The organism is Mesorhizobium sp. WSM4310 (genome assembly GCF_007003935.1).
GTDB lineage: Bacteria > Pseudomonadota > Alphaproteobacteria > Rhizobiales > Rhizobiaceae > Mesorhizobium.
The window spans coordinates 56,513-80,332 of sequence record NZ_VFTA01000006.1; the positions used below are offsets into that span (position 1 = coordinate 56,513).

Genomic DNA, 23,820 nt, shown 5'->3' on the forward strand with positions numbered 1-23,820 from the left:
CAAGCAGGTCCGGCACGACTGGCCTCTGATTCAGCCCCGACCTGGCACCACCAGCACCTTGACCTCGCCGGGCGCCGGCGGGTTGGCGATCACGTCGGCCGCCTCTTCGAGCGGCACCTGCCTGGAAATCAGCCGGTCGATCTCGATCGCGCCCGAAGCGATCAATTGGGCGGCGCGGCGGTGCGTGTAGGGATTGAGGAACGAACCGACCACCTTCAATTCCCGAAACAGCAGGTCGAAAGGCTCGAATTCCGCCTTCATGCCTTGCGGCGTCACGCCGACGATGACGACGGTGCCGCCGGCCCTTGCCAGCCGCATCGACTGCTCGACGGTATCGCGCACGCCGGCGCATTCGAACACTACGTCGGCGCCTCCGGGCATCATGCCCGCGGGTCCCGCGATGGCATCGATGACGTCGCCGGCGGTAGGATCGACCGTCGCCGTCGCGCCGAGCGCTTCGGCAAGCGTGCGCCGCGAGGCCTGCCTGGTCGACAGAATGATGGTCGTGGCGCCGGCCAGTTTTGCCAATTGCACGGTCAGCAGGCCGATCACGCCGCCGCCCAGCACGATCACCGAACTGCCCGGCTTGATCTCGGCAAGGTCGACGCCATGCAGGCAGCAGCCGAGCGGCTCGCAGAAGGCGCCATGCGTCGGCGGCAATTCGGCGGGCAGGATGAAAGCCTGTTTCTGCGGCAGCACGACATACTCGGCAAAGCCGCCATCGCGGTGGATGCCGATGGCATTGAGATTGCGGCAGAGATTGACCCGGCCGGCATGGCAATGCGGGCACCGTCCGCAGGCGATGTTGGGATCGCCGGTGACACGATCGCCGACGGCAAAGCCGGAGACGGCGTTGCCGATCGCCTCGATGATGCCCGAAAATTCATGTCCGGGCGTCACCGGCGGCCGGCAGGGAAATTCGCCGTGGAAAAGATGCCGGTCGGTGCCGCAGACGCCGCAGGCCTCGATCCGCACCAGAAGCTCGTCCGGGCCGGCGACAGGTTTGCCGACTTCCCGCAGCGCAATGCTGCCCACCGCCTCCAGCCGCACCGCCTTCATGACGCCGTCCCCATCAATTGAAGCTCGGCGGCTGCGAAAGGTCCGGCGCCGGCGCCGCCGGCTTGGCCGGCGGCGCATCGCCGAAACTCGGCGGTTGCGACAGGTCCGGCGCGCCGGGCGCGGCCGGTGCGCTGCCGCCATTGGCAGGGGCCGTGCCACCAGCCGGCGGTGTACCGAGCGGCGACAGGCCGGGCACCTCCGGCACCTTGTAGTCGATCGTGCCCGGATCGATCACCGTGCCCTTGTAGCGCATCACCATTTGCGGGAAGGCGATGGTCAGTCCGATCATCACCACCTGGATCAGCACGAAGGGCACCGCGCCCCAATAGATCTGGCCGGTCGTCACCGGCGCGATCTTCTTGCCGGTAAGGCGGTCGAGATAGGGCACGCGCGCGGCGACCGAGCGCAGGTAGAACAGCGCGAAGCCGAAGGGCGGATGCATGAAGCTGGTCTGCATGTTGACGCCGAGCAGCACGCCGAACCAGATCAGGTCGATGCCGAGCTTGTCTGCCGCCGGCGCCAGCAGCGGCACGATGATGAAGGCCAGTTCGAAGAAATCCAGGAAGAAGGCCAGGAAGAAGACGAGGATGTTGACGCCGATCAGGAAGCCGACTTCGCCGCCCGGCAGCGAGATCAAAAGGTGTTCGACCCAGATGTGGCCGTTGACGCCGTAGAAGGTCAGCGAGAACACGCGCGCGCCGATCAGGATGAACAGCACGAAGGACGACAGCCGCGTCGTCGAGGTCAATGCCTGCTTGATCACGTCCAGCGACAGCCGGCCTTTTGCCGCCGCCATGATCAACGCGCCGACAGAGCCCATGGCACCGCCCTCGGTCGGGGTGGCGATGCCGAGGAAGATGGTGCCAAGCACCAGGAAGATCAGTGCCAGCGGCGGGATCAGCACGATGACCACCTGCTGCGCCAGCCTGGACATCATGTTGAAGTTCAGGCGTTTGTCGGCAATCGCCACGATGTAGATGAAGAGCACCCCTACGGTGGCGCCGAGAATGTCGGCATTGTCGCCATGAGCTGGCGCGAGATAGCGATACGCGGCATAGGAGATGGCCACCGCCACCACCAGCGCCACCAGCAGCGACAGAACACCGTGGCCAAGCGTGCGTGCTTCGAGCGGCAGCGCCGGCACCATTTTCGGCCGGAAGATCGATACGATGAGGACGTAAAGCGCGTAGAGGCCGGTCAGCACCATGCCCGGGATCAGTGCGCCGGCGTACATGTCGCCGACCGAGCGGCCGAGCTGGTCGGCAAGCACGATCAGCACCAGTGATGGCGGGATGATCTGGGCCAGCGTGCCGGATGCCGCGATAACACCGGCAGCCAGCCGCCGGTCGTAGCCGTAGCGCAACATGATCGGCAGCGAGATCAGACCCATGGCAATGACGGATGCCGCCACCACGCCGGTGGTCGCCGCCAGCAGCGCGCCGACGAAGATCACCGCATAGGCGAGGCCGCCGCGGATCGGACCGAACAACTGGCCGATCGTGTCGAGCAGATCCTCGGCCATGCCAGATCGTTCGAGCACGATGCCCATGAAGGTGAAGAACGGAATGGCCAGCAGCGTGTCGTTAGACATCACCCTGCTGCCGTAGAAATTATCCGGCAGTGCGTGCAGAAGCGGCCAGGCGAGATTGATCGATCCACCAGAATAGGGCGAGAGGAGCACGCCGATGAAGAAAAACATCAAGCCGTTGGCGGCCAACGAGAAGGCCACTGGGTAGCCGATCAGCAGGAAGATGATCAGCGAGGCGAACATGATCGGCGCCATGTTCTGGGCGATGAATTCCATCATGAGCGCACCTCGTCGGCCAGTGCCTTGGCTTCGAGTTCGGCTTGCTCATGTGCCGATATGAACGGATTGGGGTCGTCCATGTCGCCGCGCATGATGGCGATCTTCTTGATGATTTCGGAGATGCCCTGCAGGGCCAGCAGGAAAAAGCCGACCAGCAGGATGGCCTTGGCCGGCCAGATGATAAGCCCGCCGGAATTGTTGGACATCTCGCCGCTGCGAAACGACAGCGAGACGTAGGGAACGAAATAGATGACCATCAGCGTCACGAACGGCATCAGGAAGATGAGATGGCCGAGAAGGTCGATCCAGTGCTGCACGCGGCGTGAAAACAGGCCGTAGACGACATCGATGCGGATATGGTCGTTCTGCTTCAGCGTATAGGCGGCGGCCAGCATGAAGGCGGCGCCGAACAAATACCATTGCAGCTCCAGCCAGGCATTCGACGATATGTCGAAGATCTTGCGGATGACGGCGTTGGCCGCGCTCACCAGGATCGCTAGCAGGATCAGCCAGGATACCGATTTGCCGATGAATTCGTTGGCGCGATCGATCACCCTGGATAGAGCGAGAAGCCCTGCCATGCATTCCTCCCTTTTGTCGGAGGCGTGTCGGCTCCCCTTATTCCGTCACGCCGCTTGGTCCAACGGTATGCCGCGCGTGGACTGACGGGTCAACAAGGATGGGAGCAACAAAACAGCATCAACTGAAAGCGAGGGGCGGAGACTGGCGGTCTGCCCCGGCGCCATGCAACCAAAGTCTGATGGTTCAGACGACCTTGCCGGTGTCGCGGCCGGCGCCGATCAGGATCAGCATGGCCACCAGGAACAGATACATCCACGCATCGCGCCATTCGATCGGGAAATAACCGGCCCACAGTGATTCGGCCATGCCGAAGGCGGCGGCACCCAGAGCCGCCCGTGGCGGCGAGAGATAGCCGCCGACCGCTGTCACGAACAGGATCTTCAGGCCGTAGACGAGACCGGAACCGAAGCTGACATTGCCGTAGTAGAGGCTGGCCATGACGCCGGCCAGCGCGGCGCAGAAGCCGCCGAGCAGCACGGCGTTCCGGAACACGCCGCGAACGTCGACGCCGCACAGCGCGGCGGCGCGCGGGTCGTCGGAGACGGCGCGCCAGCGCCGGCCGAAGCCGGAGCGTGCAAACGCCGATGTGGCGAGTGCGACAGCCGCCAGCACCACCACGCAGTCGAGCACCTGGATCAGCGTCAGCGTCGCCTTGAAGCCGGCGCCTTCGGCAAAGACGATGGGCTGTGCCAGCATTGGCGGCAGCCACAGATCATGCGTATCGGCGGCGATGCGGCTAGCTTCCGACAGGACGATCAGGATGCCGAGCGTCGTCACCACGATGGCGTTGGGCGTGCGGTCGGCCAACGGTTCGAAGACGCTGCGCGACAGGACATGGCTGATCAGCGCGGCATAGAGGAATGCCGCGACGACGCCGAACAGCACCGACGCCAACAGCGTCAGCCACAGCACCTGGTAGCCGAAGGCGACGCTCAGGATCATTGCCTGGCCGCTGAAGGCGAACAGCGCGCCATAGGCCAAGTTGGTGCGGTGCAGGATGCCGTTGATCAGCACGTAGCCGAAGGCGAGCAGCGCGTAGAGCGCGCCGGAATGCAGCCCGTTCAGGACCTGCTGGAAGAAATAGAGCATGCTCAACAACACCTGAAGCATCTCGCCGACAGCGGTTAGGACGACGGAATGCTCGAGACAAAGGCGACGATACCCTGCGCAGAAGAGGTTTGCATCGCCGAATCTAACTTGTCAAACGCGATTTATTGGTTAGATTTTGCGGCATGACAGTCGCCTGGACCCCGCACCGCTTCACCGGCGGCCTGCTTGCGCTCGATACGGCGAACACCGTCGTGCTGCGCGGCGATCCGAAGCGCACGTTCGACCGCTTCGATGATCCGGCCGAAATCGCCCGCTTCGCCGACGCGGCCAGCGCCTTTCGCGCCGCCGAACTCGGCGACCGGCGGCTTGCCGTGTCTTCGCCGACGGCAATCGCACCCGTCGTGCTGTCGATCCGCGAGACGACCGACCGGCTGTTTCGCGGCGCGGTGTCGAATGGCGCGGTCGCCACCGCCGACTTGCCCGATTTCCTGCGCGCCTGTGCCGAAGGCCTGGCCGGCAGCCGGACCGAGATCGGCGCACCGGGAAGGCCGTTCGGCGATCCCCGTGTGCCGATCCCCTTCGAGGCGGCGCTGGCGGTCTCGGCCCTTTCGCTGCTGCGCGACGACACGGTCGCGCGGCTCAGGATCTGCCCCAACTGCACCTGGCTGTTCGTCGACAGAAGCCGCAATTCCAGCCGGCTTTGGTGTGACATGGCGGTGTGCGGCAACCGGCAGAAGGCAAGTCGTCACTATCGCCGCCGCCGCATGGCGGCCCATGAGGTCAAGGATGCCTAGAGGATTTTCACGCGCGCTCGTTGCCGGCGCCATGTTGATTGCCGCAGCGACCCTCGGCGCCTGCCGCGACACCGGCGGCGAGGGCAAGCTGTTCGAGGTTTCCGGCAAGATATTCGTCTTCAACTACCGTCTCGCACGGGCGACCTATGTCGTGACGCTACGGCCTTTGCAGCCGATGGGCGAGGGCCAGGTGGCGGTTGCCACCTTCCAGAACCCGGCCGGCGGTGCGCCCTTGGTGGTCGAGCAGAAGGTCTGGCCGAAGCTCGACAAAGTCAGCCTGGAGAGCCCGGCGTTGACATGCATCGTCAAGAACAAGCCCTATGCCATCGCCATCAGCATCAAGGGACCCGACGGCGCGGTCCTGCAGAAGATCGACACCACGCTGATGTCGACGGAAGACCAGTCGATCCTGCCCGACCGGCCGCTGGTCATTGACCAGCTCTATACGGCCAATCCCGACCTCGCCGGCCATCCCGACGGCAAGCTGCCCGGCGAGCCGAAGCCGGACTGCTCGAAAGCCGGCTGACACCTTCCGACGGCATCGATTCCGGCCGGAGTTTTCGTGCGCCGAGCACTCTCGGCGTGCGGTTTCATGCGCGCTCCTGCGCCCGCCGGACTGTTTGTTGCGCGTTGCCTGGCCCCTGCGATTTTGTTTGACCTCACTTGCAAGGGGAGAAAGGATGCGTCATCCGACCCCGACGTTGGCTGCCTGCCCCCGCGCGGCCTTCGCAGAGGAAATGCCTGATGACGCTGCATGATGTCGCGCTCGACGACAAGTTCGACCTCGGGAAGGAGCGCATCTTCCTGTCCGGCGCGCAGGCGGTCATCCGCATGCTCCTGATGCAGCGCGAGCGCGACCGCCGCGCTGGCCTGAACACGGCCGGCTTCGTCTCCGGCTATCGCGGCTCGCCGCTCGGCGGCCTCGACATGCAGCTGTGGAAGGCGAAGAAGCAGCTCGCCGGGGCCGACATCGTCTTTCAGCCAGGCCTCAACGAGGAGCTCGCCGCCACCGCCTGTTGGGGATCGCAGCAGACGGAGCTGCTGGGCGAGGGCACCCATGATGGCGTCTTTTCCGTCTGGTACGGCAAGGGCCCGGGCGTCGATCGTTCGGGCGACGTGTTCCGTCACGCCAATCTCGCCGGCTCGTCCAAGCATGGCGGCGTACTTGCGCTCATGGGCGACGACCATATGGCCGAATCCTCGACCAACGCGCACGCCACCGAATTCCTCTTCGTCGACACCATGGTGCCGATCCTCAACCCGGCCGGTGTCCAGGAGATCATCGACTACGGGCTGTACGGCTTTGCCATGTCGCGTTTCGCCGGCACCTGGGCGGCGATCAAATGTGTCAAGGACAATATCGAATCGACGGCCTCGGTCGATGCCTCGCTCGAGCGCTTGAACATCGTCGTGCCGGAGTTCGACATGCCGCCGGGCGGCCTCAACATCCGCCACGAGATCGACATGCTGGGCCAGGAGGAGCGGCTGCACGAATACAAGCGTGCCGCGGCCTCCGCCTTCATCCATGCCAACGGGCTGAACCGCATCGTCTATTCGGGCGGCCGCAGCCCCAAGCTCGGCATCATCACGCTGGGCAAGAGCTATCTCGATGTCCGCCAGGCGCTGGAGGATATCGGCATCGACGAGGCCGCCGCAAACCGCATCGGCGTGCGGCTGTTCAAGGTCGGCTGCCCCTGGCCGCTCGACCTGCATCACATCGCCGAGTTTGCCCGCGGCCTCGACACCATCGTCGTCGTCGAGGAGAAGCGTTCGCTGATCGAGGTGCAGCTGCGCGAAAGCCTCTACGGCACCGCCTCGCAGCCGGTCATCGTCGGCAAGAAGGACGAGCGCGGCGACTGGCTGTTTCCGGCCAAGGGCGCGCTTGATCCCAACGAGATCGCCATTGCCCTTGGCGAGAGGATCGTCAAGACCATCGGCCCCTCGGAGGAGATCTCGGCGCGGGTCGGCAAGCTGCGCCAATTCCAGGCGATGCTGGCGGACGCCACCGACATCGGTTCGCGCACGCCCTTCTTCTGCTCGGGCTGTCCGCACAATTCCTCGACCAAGGTGCCGGACGGTTCGATCGCCGCCGCCGGCATCGGCTGCCATTTCATGGCGCTTTGGATGGACCGCAACACGCTGGGCTTCACCGCCATGGGCGGCGAGGGCGCGCAATGGGTTGGCCAGGCGCCGTTCTCGAAGCGCGGCCACATCTTCCAGAATCTCGGCGACGGCACCTACAATCATTCCGGCACGCTGGCGATCCGCTTCGCTTTGTCGAGCGAAGCCAACATCACCTACAAGATCCTCTACAACGATGCGGTGGCCATGACCGGCGGCCAGCCGCATGAAGGCGGCCTGACGGTGGACATGATCGCCAGGCAGGTGCGGGCAGAAGGTGTCGACCGCATCGCCATCGTCACCGACGAGCCCGACAAATATGCCGGCAAGGTCGAATTCCCGGCCGGCGCCACCATCCATCACCGCGACGATCTCGATCTGGTCCAGCGCGAGCTGCGCGACGTCAAGGGCGTGTCGATCCTGCTCTACGACCAGACCTGTGCCGCCGAAAAACGCCGGCGGCGCAAGCGCGGCATCTTTCCCGATCCCGACAAGCGCGTCTTCATCAACGAGCTGGTCTGCGAAGGCTGCGGCGATTGCGGCGTGCAGTCGAACTGCGTCTCGATCCAGCCGGTCGAGACCGAATTCGGCCGCAAGCGCAAGATCGACCAGTCGAGCTGCAACAAGGACTTCTCCTGCGTCAACGGCTTCTGCCCGTCCTTCGTCACCGTCCACGGCGCCAAGATCCGCAAGGCCGAAGGCCTTGCCGGCAAGACCGATCCGCTTGACGGCGTGCCGACACCGGACGAGTTCCCGCTTGGCGAGCAAGGCTGGGCGGCGATCATCGACGGCGTCGGCGGCACCGGCGTCGTCACCGTCGGCGCCGTGCTCGGCATGGCGGCCCATCTCGAGGACAAGGGCTGCGGCATGATCGACATGGCCGGCCTGGCCCAGAAGGGCGGCTCGGTGTTCACCCATGTCCGCATCGCCCGCACGCCGGACGACATCCATGCCATCCGCGTCTCGGCGGGCAAGGCCGACCTCGTGCTTGGCTGCGACCTCGTCGTGTCGGGCGCCAAGAAGGTGCTGAGCGCGGTGCGCGAGGGCCATACGATCTTCCTCGCCAACACCGCCGAGATCATGCCCGGCGAGTTTGCCCGCTCGGCGGATTTCTCTTTGCCGATTGAGCGTCTGAAGAAGGCGATCCGCACCGCCGCCGGCGACGACAAGGCGCATTTCTTCGACGCCACCCGCACCGCCACGGCGCTGTTCGGCAATTCGCTCGGCGCCAACATGTTCATGCTCGGTTTCGCCTTCCAGCATGGCGGCCTGCCGCTGTCGGCCGAGGCTGTCGAGAGGGCGATCGAGCTCAACGGCGAAGCGGTGGCGATGAACATCGCCGCCTTCCGCTGGGGCCGCCGCGCGGCGCACCAGCCGGATTTCGTGCGTGGCCTCGTCGCCCAGCCGGGCAAGGCGGGACAAACAACCCCGGTCGCGCAGACGCTGGACGAGATCATTGCCCGGCGTGTCGCCTTCCTGACGGCCTACCAGAACACCGCCTATGGCAAGCGCTATGCCGACAGGCTGGCGCTGCTGCGCGCCGCCGAGGCCAGGGCCGTGCCCGGCTCGACCGCCGTGACCGAGGCGGCGGCCAGGAACCTGTTCAAGCTGATGGCGATCAAGGACGAGTACGAGGTGGCGCGGCTCTACACCGACGGCTCCTTTGCCGCCGAGCTTGGCAAGCAGTTCCAGAGCTATGAAAAACTCGAATTCCACCTCGCCCCGCCGATCATGGGTCGTCGCGGCAATGACGGCAAACCGAGGAAGTCGAGCTTCGGCCCCTGGATGATGAAGGGTTTCCGCCTGCTGGCGGCGCTGAAGGGGCTGCGCGGCACCGCTTTCGACCTGTTCGGCTATAGTGCCGAAAGGCGCATGGAACGGCAGCTTTTGGCGCAGTATGAAGGCGATCTTGAACTCGCCGCCAGGTCGCTGGCGCCGGGCAAGGCCGAGGCGGCGGTCGCACTGGTTTCGGTTCCCGCGCTCATCCGTGGTTATGGCCATGTCCGGCAGGCCAGCGCGGAAAAGGCCGCGGGCGAGCGTCGAAGACTGGTCGAGCGACTGACCCAAACCATGCCGGTACCGGTCCTCAGTGCCGCTGAGTGATTCCTCCGCCAACGCCCGAAGCCTGCTGCGAGGTTCCTCTTGCCGCTGCGGGCGGGCCGAAGCCGTAGCTTAAGCTCTGTCTAAGCCTTTCTTAAGGCGGTTGTGGCATGACAAGGCTTAGCGTTGGGCCGATCATATGGGCAAAACAAAGACCGAAAGCATCCCCGCGGATGTCTATATCCAATTTGTGCGGTCGTTGTTCGACAACGCGCACATGTTGGTGATCGGTGGCGTGTGCTACTGGATCCTCGGATTCATGATTTATCTGCGCACGCAAAATCCGTTGTTTCTCGCCTTTTCTTTTGTTCTGCTGCCGATCAGCCTTCTGCGTTATTTCGGTATTCGCAGCTTCCTGAGGACGGGCGGCGTGATTGCCGACGTCGAACACGCACACCGATTGGAGCGCAGTTACATCCTCAAGGGCTGCTTGCAGGGCCTCGGATTGGGTGCGCTGTGCTTCGTGTCGATCTATGTGTATCCCGACCCATTCGCCGAACTGGCGGCGATGTCGCTGACCCTGGCGACCCTGGTCACGGTTGTCGCCCGTAATTACGGGTCTCCGCGCATGGTGCGGATTTTTTCGGTAACCTTCATCGGTCCGGCGGCGCTGGCGCTCCTGCTGCGTCTGGATGCCCCGTCCGTCGTCCTCGGTCTGATGATCTTCCCGATGACGTTCATTACCATCAACAGCGCCGACCATGTTCGCAATGTGCTGTTTTCCGCGGTCATCGGCCACAAGCAGGCGAAAAGCATAACGCGCAAGTTCGATCGCGCGCTCAACACCATGTCGCACGGCCTGGTCATGCTCGGCCCTGACGGGCGCGTCGCGGTCGCCAACGCCGAGGCCGCCCACCTGATGTCGCTGAAATCGGCCGACGCGCTGCTCGGGCGCTCCATTCACGGCCTTCTGATGCGCGGCGTCGCCGGCGGCATGCTGGCGCCGAAGGACTGCCGCTACGTCGAGGCGCAGCTGACGCGCGCCCTGCGCGAGGGCAGGGACCGCAAGGTGCTTGTTTCGCTCGCCAACGGCCAGCATTACGAATTCTCCGCGCGCGAAGGCAGCCAGGAACTCGGCGTGATCACCTTCGAGGATGTCACGGCGCGCGTCGAAGCGGAGGAAAAGATCCGCTTCATGGCGCGCTACGACAATCTCACCGGCCTTCCCAACCGCGCCTATTTCCACGAACTGGTCGGCGAGCTGATGGCCTCCGGGGACCGGGATCGCCTGTGCGGCCTCGCCGTGATCGACCTCGACGATTTCAAGAGTGTCAATGACACGCTCGGCCATCCGATCGGCGACGGTTTGATCTACGCGGTCGCCGAGCGTCTCGCTGCCGTTGCCGGGCAAGGCATCACCGTCAGCCGTTTCGGCGGCGACGAATTCATGGTCTTCTTCGACCGCATCGAGGATGAGAGCCATCTGACCATGCAGATCGACGAGATCTTCGCGGCATTGCAGGGCGAGGTGGACGTCGCCGGGCATGGATTGCGGATCCAGGCCAGCGCCGGCGCGGTTCTGTCCAAGGTCGCGGAAACCGATGTCGATGCCATGATCGTCAAGGCAGACCTCGCGCTCTACAAGGCCAAGGAGCTTGGCAAGAACGGCTGGCGGCTGTTCGAGGCGGCAATGGACGCCGCCTTCCGCAACCGGCAGCTGATGAAGGCGGATCTCCGCAGCGCGGTGGAAACCAAGAACCTGCGGGTCGTCTACCAGCCGATCGTTGCGATGGACACCATGCGCATCGCCAGCTGCGAGGCGCTGTGCCGCTGGGACCATCCCGATCTCGGACCGATCTCACCCGGCGTCTTCATCCCGCTGGCCGAGGAGATGGGCATCATCTCCGAGATCAGCACCTTTGTGCTGCATGCAGCTTGCACCGAATGCGCCAAATGGCCTGACCAGACCAGCGTCTCGGTCAATCTCTCGGCGAGGGATTTCCGCAGCCGCGACGTCATCCAAAAGGTGCGCGATGCGTTGGCTAATTCCGGCCTCGACGCTAGCCGCCTAGAGATCGAAGTCACGGAAACCGCGCTGCTCGACGACAAATCCATGACCCGCCAGTATATCGAGGAACTGAAGCAGCTTGGCGTCCGCATCGCACTCGACGATTTCGGCACCGGCTATTCAAGCCTGAGCTATCTCCATAAGCTTCCACTCGACAAGATCAAGATCGACCGGTCGTTCGTGATGGACGTCACCCACAATCCGCGCTCGCTCGCGCTGTTGAAGGGCGTCGTCGACCTGACCCGTGTCCTGGGACTCACCGTCACCATCGAAGGCGTGGAAACATTCGAGCAGCTTAAGATCCTCATGCGTTCGGTGAGGCCGGATCTTGTCCAAGGCTTCCTGTTCGGCGCAGCGCTCAGCGCGTCGGGCATCGAGACGATGTCGAACGTCACCTGGCCGTTTGCCGCGGATTTGCGTCTCGCCGCCAAGCGCACAGTCGGCTAGCTTTCGTCGCAGGTTCTTGCCAGTTGAAGCTGATAAAGCGCGTTGCTTGGATCGTGCGACAGGTACGAGCCAGAATATTTGTTTGGTGGCGAAAAAATCCAAAGCAAAGCGCGCAGTAGTTTTGGCCGAATTTGAATAAGCGAAAGGTTTGACTGGATCGGCGCATCTGTCAAAGCGGAACGCTCCAGTGTTTTTCGCGCCCGAGTTTGCAGCGCCCTTCATAGGAATGCAGACTTGGATTCGAACGTCCAAGCTGCTCCTTCAGCAACCACTCTGCAGCCAAGGATCTCTGGCTGTTAAGGTTAACAAGTGGTAAATTAGTGGGATCCAATTTTCAGCTTGTGTCTCATTTCAACTCGAATAGCCTGTTCACAGGCGGATACGAGGACATGAGAATGGATGTTGCGAGAAACGATGCGCGGGTTGGCGCCAGCTCCAATGCTGGGTCGGCGCTGAACCAGTCGATCATGCAGTTGCTTGAGCATGTCGACTACCGTCTCATCACTGGAGGCGAGGATCTGGAGGCGATCTATCGCCTTCGCTATCAATCCTACCTGCAGTCGGGCATGTGCGGCCCGATCGCCAGCGGGATGTTCGAGGATCGCTGGGACAATCTGCCGAATTCCTATCGGTTCGGCGTCTATTTCGATGGACACCTGGTCAGCACGCTACGGCTCCACTACATTTCCCGAGAGCACCCTTATTCGCCGTCCGTCGACGCCTATCCGGAAATATTGGCCGAGCGGCTTGCCCGCGGAGAGACGTTCATCGACGGGACTCGCTTCGCAACCGATGCCGACAACGCGCCCGCGCCCGGAGTTCTGCCTTTTCTGACGCTCAGGCTTGGCATGGTGGCCGCCTCTTACTTTGGGCTCACTGCAGTGCTTACGCCGATCAAGATCGAGCATTCCGCTTACTATGCTCGTATCTTTCATGCCGTTCAGAGGACAGAAGGCAAGGTGTTCCCGGGTGTCCTTGCGCCGATCGCTCTGTTCGAAATCCCCTGCGGCGAAAACTTGCGCCAGACGCTCGAACGGTTCCCGTTCTTTAAGTCGACAGCCGTGGAACAGCGGATGATGTTCGCCAATCCGGCCATCAACCGGTTGACGCCGCTGTCCATTGTGCCGACGGCGAAATACTACCGCGATGCTGCCTGAACGGGCGTCATCTCTGCATCTGAACCTTCCCGCGGCTTCGCCGTTATAGGTAGTGGCATCGCCATCGCGTATCGCCGCGATCCTGCCCGACGGGCATTTCGCCCCGGGCTCCTGTCGCATTGTTCGTGGAAAGGAATACGGTCATGACCATCCACTCGCTTGCGCTCACGCCGCTTATCTCGCTGATCGCCGGCGTGCTGATCCTAATCATGCCACGGCTGCTGAACTACATCGTCGCGCTCTATCTGATCGTCGTCGGCCTGCTCGGGCTTTTCCCGCACCTCGCTGGCTGAGGGCTATCGAGCTGGCTTGCCGCAAAAGCCGCCCTTCGCCGAACCGGCCGGCGGTTTCAATTTTCCCTTGAGGCAGTTGTCGGCTCCAATGCGGCAATAGCGCCATTGCTCTCGGGCCGGCTTTTCGCTATGTGCCTGAAAGATGTCTTCGAAGAGGTATTCCTATGGCTGATCACTCGCCGACCGGTCCTGTCGAGCTGGGCGCGAAGATGGACTATGCCGAGCACGACCGCACCTATGCGGGCTTTCTCGCTCTGGCCAAATATGGATCGCTGTTCTGCGGCGCGCTGCTCATCGCGATGGCCTTCGGCTTCTTCGCGGGCGGTTTCTTCTCGGCGACTATCCTCTTCATCCTGATCATGGCCGCCGGCGCCTTCATTCTGCGATAGACCTTCCAAAACCCCATTGCCATTGACGTCGCCGGATGATCCGGCCGACATTTTGCGCAAACAGGTTCCAGCCGAAAGGATCATGCGGTGGGACAGACGGTTTTCATCCCTCGTGAGCTTGATGCGAACGAGCCGCGGGTCGCGGCCTCGCCCGATACGGTCAAGCGGCTGGCGGGGCTGGGCTTCGACGTGATTGTCGAAACCGGCGCCGGCACAAGGTCGCGCATCCCCGACGAAGAGTTTGCCAAGGCAGGTGCCGTCATCGGCAAGGCTGCGGACGTTGCCAAGGCCGATGTCGTGCTGAAGGTCCGCCGGCCTGATGAAACCGAGTTGAAGAGCTACAAATCCGGCGCCGCCGTGATCGCTAGCATGGATCCCTACGGCAACGATGCCGCCGTCGCGGCGCTCGCAAAGGCTGGTGTCACTGCCTTTTCGATGGAATTCATGCCGCGCATCACCCGCGCGCAATCGATGGACGTGCTGTCCAGCCAGGCCAATCTTGCCGGCTATCAGGCGGTCATCGACGGCGCCTCGGAATATGACCGTGCCTTGCCGATGATGATGACGGCAGCCGGCACGGTGCCGGCGGCGAAGATCTTCATCATGGGCGTCGGCGTCGCCGGCCTGCAGGCGATCGCAACGGCGCGTCGCCTCGGCGCCGTCGTCACCGCCACCGACGTGCGCCCCGCCGCCAAGGAACAGGTCGCCTCGCTCGGCGCGAAGTTCCTGGCCGTCGAGGACGAAGAGTTCAAGGCCGCCGAAACAGCCGGCGGCTACGCCAAGGAAATGTCCAAGGAATACCAGGCCAAGCAGGCGGCACTCACCGCCGAGCACATCGCCAAGCAGGACATCGTCATCACCACGGCGCTGATTCCAGGCCGGCCGGCGCCGAAGCTGGTGTCGGCGGCGATGGTCGCCTCGATGAAGCCGGGCTCGGTGCTCGTCGATCTCGCCGTCGAACGTGGCGGCAATGTCGAGGGCGCTAAGCCGGGTCAGGTGGTGACTACGGCCAATGGCGTAAAGATCGTCGGCCACCTCAACGTGCCGGGCCGCGTCGCCGCGTCCGCATCGCTGCTCTATGCGAAGAACCTGTTCGCTTTCCTCGAGACGCTGGTCGACAAGACCACCAAGACGCTCACCATCAAGCGCGATGACGAACTGGTCAAGGCGACGATGCTGACCGATGGCGGCAAGGTGGTCCATCCGGCCTTCGCCAAGGCCGACCAGCAGCCGCATGTCGAACCCGCGGCGATCCCGGCCACGACCATGGTCGCCGATGCCTCGGCAGCGCCCAAGAAGCCCGCGCCCAGGAAGACGGCCTCATCCAAATCGTCCTCGCCCAAATCGTCCTCGCCCAAGTCGTCCTCGCCCAAGTCGAAAGGCACCGCGTGATGGATCAGACCCTGCAGAAAGCCCTCGACCAGCTCGACCAGGCAAGTGCGGCCGTCCGGCTGGCGGTGCAGAACCTGGCCAATGCTCCAGGCGGCGCCGAGGCGGCGGGTGATGCCGCGCACGCCCTGTCCGGCGGCGCCATCGATCCCTTCGTCTTCCGCTTCGCCATCTTCGTGCTGGCAATCTTCGTCGGCTACTATGTCGTCTGGTCGGTGACCCCTGCGCTGCACACGCCGCTGATGGCCGTCACCAACGCCATCTCGTCGGTCATCGTCGTCGGCGCGCTGCTCGCCGTCGGCATCGCCGCTTCCGGCGTTGCCGCCGGCTTCGGCTTCGTGGCGCTGATGCTGGTCTCGGTCAACATCTTCGGCGGCTTCCTCGTCACCCAGCGCATGCTGGCCATGTACAAGAAGAAGGACAAGTAGAGCGCCATGAACGCCAACTTCGCGTCCTTCCTCTATCTCGTCTCCGGCGTCCTGTTCATCATGGCGCTGCGCGGCCTGTCGCATCCGACCACCAGCCGCCAGGGCAATCTCTACGGCATGATCGGCATGGGCATTGCCATTGCGACCACGCTGGCGCTGGCAACCCCGTCCGCGGGCCGCTTCGGCCTCATCGTCCTCGGCCTCGCCATCGGCGGCGGCGTCGGTGCCGTCACCGCGCGCCGCATCGCCATGACCTCGATGCCGCAGCTGGTTGCCGCCTTCCACTCGCTGGTCGGCCTCGCCGCCGTCATGGTCGCGGCCGCCGCCATCTATGCGCCGGAAAGCTTCGGCATCGGCACGGCGGGCGACATCCACGCCCAGGCACTGATCGAGATGAGCCTCGGCGTCGCCATCGGCGCCATCACCTTCACCGGCTCGGTCATCGCCTTCCTGAAGCTCGACGGCCGCATGTCGGGCAAACCGATCATGATCGGCGGTCGCCACTTCATCAACGCGGCCCTCGGCGTCGCGCTCATCGTGCTGATCGTGCTTCTGGTCACCACGGAATCGAAGCTGGTGTTCTGGCTGATCGTCGCCGCTTCGCTGGTGCTCGGCATCCTTTTGATCATCCCGATCGGCGGCGCCGACATGCCGGTCGTCGTCTCGATGCTGAACTCCTATTCGGGCTGGGCGGCGGCCGCGCTCGGCTTCACGCTCGGCAATCTGGCGCTGATCATCACCGGCGCGCTAGTCGGCTCGTCCGGCGCGATCCTGTCCTACATCATGTGCAAGGGCATGAACCGAAGCTTCATTTCGGTCATTCTCGGCGGCTTCGGTGGGGAAACGGCGGCAGCAGCCGACGACGGCATCGAGCGCACGGTCAAGCAGGGTTCGGCCGACGACGCCGCCTATCTGATGATGAATGCGCAGAAGGTCATCATCGTGCCGGGCTACGGCATGGCGGTCGCCCAGGCACAGCACGCGCTGCGCGAAATGGCCGATAAGCTGAAGGCCAACGGCGTCGACGTGAAGTACGCCATCCACCCGGTCGCCGGCCGCATGCCCGGCCACATGAATGTGCTCCTGGCCGAAGCCAACGTGCCCTATGACGAAGTGTTCGAGCTCGAGGACATCAATTCGGAGTTCGCGCAGACCGATGTCGCCTATGTCATCGGCGCCAACGACGTCACCAACCCCTCGGCCCGCGACGACAAGTCGTCGCCGATTTACGGCATGCCGATCCTCGACGTCGACAAGGCCCGCACCTGCCTGTTCGTCAAGCGTTCGCTCGGCTCCGGCTATGCCGGCATCGACAACACGCTGTTCTACAAGGACGGCACCATGATGCTGCTCGGCGACGCCAAGAAGATGACCGAGGAAATCGTCAAGGCCATGGATCACTGATCCGGCCGATAGGCGGAAATAGCAACGAGCCCGGCTCTGGAGCCGGGCTCGTTGATTTCTGGCGTAAGCCTGCGTTTAGCGGCTGCTCAGGAAAGCCGCTTCCTCTTCGTCGCGCTGCCTGCCGCCGAGCGCTGCGGCCGCACTGGCGATGAAGGCGCCGATGACCAGAGACAAGGCGCCGAGCAGCGCGAAGGTCGCGCTGGCCTTCCTGGCGCTATCGGCCGCCTGCTTGGCCTTGACCTTGGCGTCCTCGACCTTGGCAACCATCGCATCGACACGCGCCTTGGCGTCGGCCTCGGAAAGGCCGGTGCGGGCGGCGACCAGTTGCGCCAGGTAGGTCTTGTCGTCGGCCGAAATCTCGCCCGCCGCGGCGCTGGCAATGAGGATACGCGAGGCCTGGCCTACAGCGGCGGCATCGCCATCCGGAGTGGCAGCAGCCAGCTTGCTCGGATCGGCGGGACGAAACAGCGAATCCACCAGATAGGAGGTCGCGCTGTTGGCCGGCGCATTGCCGGCGTTGCCGGCGGCACCAGCAGATGCTCCCATGGCTGCGCCCGACGCCGCTGTGGACACGGCCTGTACGCCCGAGCCAAGCACTGCGGAAAGCGCTGAGCCGAGGACGCCGACGACAAGCAACGTGGCCAATGCCCAGGCAAGAAAGCCGTGAGCCGTGTCGCGGAAATAAACCTCGTCAGTGTGGATGCCGACCCATTTGGTGCGCAAGCGCCCGGCAAGGTAGCCGCCGACGCCGGAGGACAGCCACTGCACGATAACCAGCCAGATCGCGGTCGACGCCGCGAAGGTGGTGATCGACGCGCCGGAGCCCGACCATGGCGAAACCATGGTGAGCCCAAGCCCGGAGCCGAGCAGCATGAGGATGAAAGTCAGCGTCGAGGCGGCGAAGGCGCCAGCGACGATCGGCCCCCAGCTGACGGCTGTCGCGGAAGATTCTTCTGAAGCGGACAGGTCGATAGCCGATACGGTGGGCTGCATTAACGCCCCCTACCGTACGAACAACATGATGAGGATGATGATCGGGATCGGAATACCGAGCAACCAGAGCAAAATGCCACGTCCCATGAAAGCCTCCTGTGGGAAATTGTGATCGATGTTGGCACAATGTCCCGTGAGGACTTCCGTTCCGGCGGGCTAGAAAATGATTTTGTTTGCCGGCGATGGAACAATTCGGAGCGCGGCTCCGCAGCAATGTCTCAAATGATCCTGTTGTGATTTGACCCATGGATCGCATCGGGCAAAAGCGGAAATCCGAGGCTTCGACGGCGCGCGACCGCTCCCGACATCTGCATCGATGCGCCCGGCTTTGACCGGGCCGCGTTCCATCAGCACCGAGCGCTGCCCTGGCAGACTTCTTCAGCGCATCGCTGCAGTCTCAAAGCCCGTCGCATTGAAGCGGATTCAGCCGGCGCGCTTTAAGCTCGTGTGCATGTCGTTCGCCCCAAAAACCCGCCCCCGCGTTTGTGGGCGACATGCATCAAATATCCAGATTGGCGACCGACAGCGCGTTGTCCTGGATGAATTCGCGCCGTGGCTCGACCTCGTCGCCCATCAGCCGCGAGAACAGGCTGTCGGCATCGGTCGCGTCGTTGACCTTCACCTGCAGCAGCGACCGTACATTCGGGTCGAGCGTGGTTTCCCACAATTGCTCGGCGTTCATCTCGCCGAGACCCTTGTAGCGCTGCATGGTCAGCCCTTTGCGGCCGGTCGCAAAGACCGCGTTGAGCAGCGCCAGCGGTCCCGAGACGGTTTCGGAGACATCCTTGCGGCGCAGCACCGGCGGCGTCCCGTAGACCTCGCTGAGGCGCTGTGCGTAGCGGTCGAGCTGGCGGGCGTCGGCCGAATTGACCAGCCCCATGTCGAGATGGGCGTATTCCTTGACGCTGCGCACGGTGCGCTCGAAGACATAGCCGCCGCTGCCGTCATTCGAGGTCGACATCCGGCCGGTCCAGCCGCGCTCGGTGTCCTCGGCTATGATGTCGAGGCGCTGTGCGATCCGCTCCGCCATGGCGTTGGCGCGGCCAAGATCGCTGAAGACGTCGGGGTTGAGACCGCCGGCGATCGATGCTTGTTCGACCACGCCTCTGTTATAGCGCGTGTGCAGGCCGTTGATGAGCTGGCGCACAGCCAGCGCATCGTCGACCGCACCGCGCAGATCCTGCCCGGTCCGCACTTCCCCCGAGCCCAGCGTCAGCGAAGCGTCCTCCAGCCCGGACTCGATCAGGAACTCCTCGAAGGCGCTTTCATTCTTGATGTATTGCGAGCTCTTGCCGCGCGTCACTTTGTAGAGTGGTGGCTGGGCGATGTAGAGATGGCCGCGCTCGATCAGCTCCGGCATCTGCCGGAAGAAGAAGGTGAGCAGCAAGGTTCTGATATGGGCGCCGTCGACGTCGGCGTCGGTCATCAGGATGATCTTGTGGTAGCGCAGCTTGTCGGCGTTGAACTCGTCCTTGCCGATCGAGGTGCCGAGCGCCGTGATCAGCGTGCCGATCATGTCGGAGCCGAGCATGCGGTCGAAACGCGCCCGCTCGACATTGAGGATCTTGCCGCGCAGGGGAAGGATGGCCTGGTTCTGGCGCGAACGGCCGCCCTTGGCCGAGCCGCCGGCCGAGTCACCCTCGACGATGAAGATTTCGGATTTCGCCGGATCGCGCTCCTGGCAGTCGGCCAGTTTGCCGGGCAAGGAGGTAACGCCGAGCGAGCTCTTGCGGGTGATGTCGCGCGCCTTGCGCGCGGCTTCGCGCGCCGCCGCGGCCTGGATCACCTTGTCGATGACCACCTTGCCTTCGGTCGGGTGCTCTTCCAGCCAGGTGCCGAGCGCCTCGTTGACCAGCCCCTCGACCACCGGGCGGACCTCGGAGGAAACCAGCTTGTCCTTGGTCTGCGACGAGAATTTCGGATCGGGAACCTTGACCGACAGCACCGCCGTCAGCCCTTCGCGGCAATCGTCGCCGATCAGCGAGACCTTTTCCTTCTTGGTCAGGCCCGAGGAATCGCCATAACCGGTGATCTGGCGCGTCAGCGCGCCACGGAAACCGGCCAGATGGGTGCCGCCATCGCGCTGAGGGATGTTGTTGGTGAAGGCCAGCACGTTCTCGTGGTAGCTGTCGTTCCACCACATCGCCACTTCGACGGTAATGCCGTCGCGCTCGGCCTTGATGGCGATCGGCTTCTCGATCAGCGGCTTCTTGACCCGGTCGAGATATTTGACGAACTCCTCGAGACCGCCATCATAGTGCAGTTCATGCCGCACGACGTCGGCGTGGCGGGCGTCGGTCAGTATGATGCGCACGCCGGAATTGAGGAAGGCGAGCTCGCGCAGGCGGTGCTCCAGCGTGCCGAAGTCGAACTCGACCATGGTGAAGGTTTCGGCCGACGGGAAGAAGGTGATCGAGCTGCCGCTGCGGCCCTCATAGGTGCCGGGCTGCCTGTCCTGCTCGTAGCTGCCCGTGGCCTTCAACGGCGCATCGGCATTGCCGTGCGTGAAGCTCATTTCGAAGATCTGGCCGTTGCGGCGGATCTTGAGCTTCAGCCATGCCGAAAGGGCGTTGACCACCGAGACGCCGACGCCATGCAGGCCGCCCGACACCTTGTAGGAATTCTGGTCGAATTTGCCGCCGGCATGCAGCTGCGTCATGATCACTTCGGCCGCCGAAATGCCTTCGCCGGTGTGGATATCGGTCGGAATGCCGCGGCCATTGTCGATGACCGTCACCGAACCATCGGGGTTGAGCGTCACGGTGACGAGGTCGGCGTGCCCTGCCAGGGCCTCGTCGATGGCGTTATCGACCACCTCGTAGACCATGTGATGCAGGCCGGAACCGTCGTCGGTGTCGCCGATATACATGCCCGGGCGTTTGCGGACTGCGTCCAAGCCCTTCAAAACCTTGATGGAATCGGCGCCGTATTCGGCTTCGGCGCCGTTGGTGTTCTCGATCTGGTCGCTCATGAAAACCTATTGTCTAGATGCCGCTTGTACAGCGCGAAAAATCGGCCCCGAATCGCGCGTCTGATATAGCGTAGATATAGGCGCTAAAGGCGGTTTTTCCAAGGTTTGCGGGCATTTCCGGGCCGAATCCCGGGCTGGCAGCCGGCTATTTTTTCCGGGCGTTCAATTTGGCGAGAAGGCCGCGCAAATATTTGATCGTGGGTTTGTCTCTTGGAGCCAGCCGACCCGTGCGGTCGAGCTCCAGCGTCAGGTTCAGCGCCTTGGTCAGCACAGCCTTCGGATCCTTCGCCACATACGCATAGTTGATGTAGGCCTGTACCAGATCGAATTGCCAGATCGCATTGTTCGGATCGGACTGGGCCAGTTTCTGGCGGATGCCGAGGCTGGCCTCGAAGGCCTTCTTGGAGCCCTCGAAGTGGCGCTGCTTGGTCTCCAGCATGCCGATTTCCGAGAGCGTGATCGACAGGTCGCGTTGCCAGTCGGAATTGCCTGGATCGAGCTTGGTCAGCCGGTCGACAATGGCAAGACTATCCTGGTAGTTTTGCAATGCGCCGCCGACATTGCCCTGGGCATCAAGCACACCGGCAACTTTTTCCAGGCAGACCGACAGGTCGCGCTGCCAGTCGGTGTTGCCAGGGTCATCAGCGGCAAGTTCGCGCGCCACGGCCAGCGCTTGCTGATAGGAAGCCAGCGCGGCCGGCCAGTTCTCCTGGTCGTTGAGCGCGTTGCCGATCTTGGCGTAACTGATCGACAGGTCGCGCTTCAAGTCGGTGTCGTTAGGGTCACGGCGCACCAGTTCCTCGGCGATCGCCTGGCTCTTGCTGTAGGCCACGAGCGCACCGGCGGCGTCGCCGCGCTCGCGCAGTACATCCCCGATCCTCTCGTGGCTGACGGAAACCGCACGCTGGCGCTCAGGGTCCTCGGGTTTGTTCTCAGCCAGCACAAGCCGAATTCTCAGGCTCTCTTCAAAGGCCGTCTGGGCGCCGTCCAACTGCCCGGCGGTCCGGGCAAGGTCGCCGATTTCATCATAGGTTATGGTCAGGTCGCGCAGCACGTAGGCGCTGTTCGGCTCGGCATCGGCCAATTGCTGCTTGATCGACAGGCTTTCCTGGTAGGCCTTGGCCGCCGCACCCACATCGCCCTGCGTTGCCAGCACGTTGCCGATCTTGTCATTGGCCATGGCAAGATCCCCGAGCCAGCCTTTCTCGTCCGGCACGCTTGCGGTCAGGTCCTGCAGCATGTCCCGTGCCGCTTCATAGTGCTCCAGAGAGGTTGGCAGGTCGCCTTGCACCATCTTCATGTTGGCGAGCTTGATGTGGCTGATGGCGAGATCGCGCTTGACGCTGGGGTCGGTTTCCTGACGCGACCGCTGTTCGAGGTTGGCCAACAGTGCGGTAAAGGCGCGGCCGGCGGCCTCGACATTGCCCACCGTCGCATAGAGAATTCCGAGTTCCTCCAGCGTGCGGCTCTGGCGATCGGCCTGTTCCAGGTTGAGCGAGGTCTGCCCGGCCTCGCCATAGAGCGCCAGCACCGATTCATAGTCACCGATGGCCGTGGCGTAGTCGAGGTCGGCGCGCGCCGCACCACCGGATAGGAAGCGCGTCGCGGCCTCCGACAGGGTGCGGCCGACGAAATTGACCTTCAGCGCCTGGCGCGAAACATTGTCGGTGTCGGCGGCCTTGGCGAGAAGAGCGCGGGCACCATCGAAGGCGCCGAGCGAAAGCTGTTCCTCGGCCTGCCGGCGCAATTCCGCCACCTGCGGATCGTCGGAGGCGAGCGTCTTCATTTCGCCGCGCACCTTGACGAAGGCGTCGGCGGCCTCGCGCAGCCGGGCGTTCAGGCTGTCGGCGGAGAGATGGCTGGCGTCGGAACTGATCAGCGCGCCATAAAGCGGCGCCAGCGGCATATCGGTGTCGCTGGCGATCTGTTCGACCTCGCCGCGCATTTCCGGGGTCACGTCGGCCATGGCGAGCAGCAGCCGTTCGCGCTCCGGCAGCTGTTCCTTGGCCGCAGCGGCAAAGAACAATTTCGGCAGGCCGCTTTCGACATAGGGCAACTGCTTGCCGCGCGACAGGTCATAGACCTCCTGCTGCACCAGCGTCAGCACCGAGCGGATCTCCAATCCATCCGTGCCGAGATATTTGGTCAGCGCGGTCGTGAAGGGCGAGTTCTGGCCAGCGCCGTCGGCGGCGGTCTCGCCAGGCGCGGCCGAGAAGGCGAACAGGATGTTTTCGGCACGCCCGACGCGGCCGAGGCCCGGCTTGACCTTGTCGGCGACATCCTTCGTCAGCGAAGTCGCGCCACGCCCTTCGCCGCTGCTTGCCGAGAAGGGATCGCTGCGGCACGCGTCGAGCACGATCAGCCCGACCTTGGCGGTCGCGGCGACGGCATCGCGCACCTCCTCCAGCGGCAGACTGGTCTTGTTCAGTTGATCGAGCGAAGACGCGTCGGCATCGACCGGCAGCAGCCGGTTGTCGCCTGAGATTTCGACGCCATGGCCGGAGAAATAGACCAGTGCGACATCGGCGCCCTTGGCATCCTGGCGAAAGTCGTCGAGCGCGCGCCGCATGCGTCGAAGGTCGCGGTTGGTTTCCAGGGTGACCTCGAAGCCGAGCTTCTTAAGCGCGGCTTCCATAGCCTCGCCGTCATGGATGGGATTGGCCAGCGGCCGCACCAGCCGATAGTCGTCCTCTGCCATGACCAACGCCACGCGCCGTTCCGCCACCGCGGTGGCGGTGGTCGCAATCGTCAGCAGCAAGGCAAACAGCAAGCGCAAGTCGAACCGCCCCCGGCTCAGTCACTTGCCGACCATTCCACCTCTTTACGGC

17 protein-coding genes are annotated in these 23,820 nt (G+C 63.7%); 10 read left to right on the forward strand and 7 right to left on the reverse strand.

Features of this window, described 5'->3' with window-relative positions:
* Positions 1-30: 30 nt before the first annotated feature.
* From FJV80_RS09210 to FJV80_RS09225, 4 genes are all read right to left on the reverse strand, one after another.
* On the reverse strand, positions 31-1,059 hold the full coding sequence (locus tag FJV80_RS09210; protein ID WP_142876182.1) for a zinc-dependent alcohol dehydrogenase family protein: 1,029 nt from the start codon (positions 1,057-1,059) through the stop codon (positions 31-33).
* Between the two features lie 13 nt (positions 1,060-1,072).
* Positions 1,073-2,866 (reverse strand): TRAP transporter large permease subunit, encoded by a 1,794-nt coding sequence (locus tag FJV80_RS09215; protein ID WP_185975167.1) that lies wholly within the window; start codon positions 2,864-2,866, stop codon positions 1,073-1,075.
* Complete coding sequence (locus FJV80_RS09220; RefSeq protein ID WP_095771591.1) at positions 2,863-3,447, reverse strand: TRAP transporter small permease subunit; 585 nt, start codon at positions 3,445-3,447, stop codon at positions 2,863-2,865. Before FJV80_RS09220 ends, FJV80_RS09215 begins: the two co-directional genes overlap by 4 nt.
* A gap of 184 nt (positions 3,448-3,631) precedes the next feature.
* Positions 3,632-4,537, reverse strand: coding sequence for a branched-chain amino acid ABC transporter permease (locus FJV80_RS09225; RefSeq protein ID WP_142876183.1), 906 nt, complete (start codon positions 4,535-4,537; stop codon positions 3,632-3,634).
* Positions 4,538-4,680: 143 nt separating this feature from the next.
* Between FJV80_RS09225 and FJV80_RS09230 the strand changes: the two genes are divergently transcribed.
* The 10 genes from FJV80_RS09230 (at position 4,681) to FJV80_RS09275 (ending at position 17,028) form a co-directional block, all read left to right on the forward strand.
* Entirely contained in the window at positions 4,681-5,292 is a 612-nt protein-coding gene (locus FJV80_RS09230) for a CGNR zinc finger domain-containing protein (protein WP_142876184.1), read from the forward strand.
* Positions 5,285-5,818, forward strand: coding sequence for a hypothetical protein (locus tag FJV80_RS09235; RefSeq protein ID WP_142876185.1), 534 nt, complete (start codon positions 5,285-5,287; stop codon positions 5,816-5,818). Before FJV80_RS09230 ends, FJV80_RS09235 begins: the two co-directional genes overlap by 8 nt.
* Positions 5,819-6,036: 218 nt before the next feature.
* On the forward strand, positions 6,037-9,516 hold the full coding sequence (locus FJV80_RS09240; protein WP_142876186.1) for an indolepyruvate ferredoxin oxidoreductase family protein: 3,480 nt from the start codon (positions 6,037-6,039) through the stop codon (positions 9,514-9,516).
* 136 nt (positions 9,517-9,652) lie between these two features.
* Positions 9,653-11,968, forward strand: a complete 2,316-nt coding sequence (locus FJV80_RS09245; protein ID WP_142876187.1) for an EAL domain-containing protein — start codon at positions 9,653-9,655, stop codon at positions 11,966-11,968.
* 467 nt (positions 11,969-12,435) lie between these two features.
* Positions 12,436-13,125, forward strand: coding sequence for a hypothetical protein (locus FJV80_RS09250; RefSeq protein WP_246688935.1), 690 nt, complete (start codon positions 12,436-12,438; stop codon positions 13,123-13,125).
* A gap of 143 nt (positions 13,126-13,268) precedes the next feature.
* Positions 13,269-13,418, forward strand: coding sequence for a DUF3096 domain-containing protein (locus FJV80_RS09255; RefSeq protein ID WP_015314280.1), 150 nt, complete (start codon positions 13,269-13,271; stop codon positions 13,416-13,418).
* Positions 13,419-13,582: 164 nt separating this feature from the next.
* Positions 13,583-13,807 carry an aa3-type cytochrome c oxidase subunit IV gene (locus FJV80_RS09260; protein ID WP_095771597.1) on the forward strand — a complete coding sequence of 75 codons (225 nt, stop codon included), beginning with the start codon at positions 13,583-13,585 and terminating at the stop codon, positions 13,805-13,807.
* A gap of 87 nt (positions 13,808-13,894) precedes the next feature.
* Complete coding sequence (locus FJV80_RS09265) at positions 13,895-15,199, forward strand: Re/Si-specific NAD(P)(+) transhydrogenase subunit alpha (RefSeq protein WP_142876188.1); 1,305 nt, start codon at positions 13,895-13,897, stop codon at positions 15,197-15,199.
* Complete coding sequence (locus tag FJV80_RS09270; RefSeq protein ID WP_027023845.1) at positions 15,196-15,624, forward strand: proton-translocating transhydrogenase family protein; 429 nt, start codon at positions 15,196-15,198, stop codon at positions 15,622-15,624. The genes FJV80_RS09265 and FJV80_RS09270 overlap by 4 nt, the downstream gene beginning before the upstream one ends.
* Before the next feature lie 6 nt (positions 15,625-15,630).
* Positions 15,631-17,028: an NAD(P)(+) transhydrogenase (Re/Si-specific) subunit beta gene (locus FJV80_RS09275; protein ID WP_142876189.1), complete on the forward strand. Its 1,398-nt coding sequence runs from the start codon at positions 15,631-15,633 to the stop codon at positions 17,026-17,028.
* Between the two features lie 75 nt (positions 17,029-17,103).
* On the opposite strand, the gene FJV80_RS09280 is transcribed toward FJV80_RS09275, so the two are convergent.
* The 3 genes from FJV80_RS09280 to FJV80_RS09290 all read right to left on the reverse strand — a co-directional run bounded on the left by FJV80_RS09280 (position 17,104) and on the right by FJV80_RS09290 (position 23,768).
* The gene (locus tag FJV80_RS09280) at positions 17,104-18,021 is read right to left on the reverse strand and encodes a hypothetical protein (protein ID WP_142876190.1); all 918 of its coding nucleotides are present in this window, start codon (positions 18,019-18,021) and stop codon (positions 17,104-17,106) included.
* A gap of 499 nt (positions 18,022-18,520) precedes the next feature.
* Entirely contained in the window at positions 18,521-20,992 is a 2,472-nt protein-coding gene (gyrB, locus tag FJV80_RS09285; RefSeq protein ID WP_095771602.1) for a DNA topoisomerase (ATP-hydrolyzing) subunit B, read from the reverse strand.
* 145 nt (positions 20,993-21,137) lie between these two features.
* A complete protein-coding gene (locus tag FJV80_RS09290; protein ID WP_246688936.1) occupies positions 21,138-23,768 on the reverse strand; it encodes a caspase family protein in 2,631 nt (876 codons plus the stop codon).
* Between the last annotated feature and the right edge of the window lie 52 nt (positions 23,769-23,820).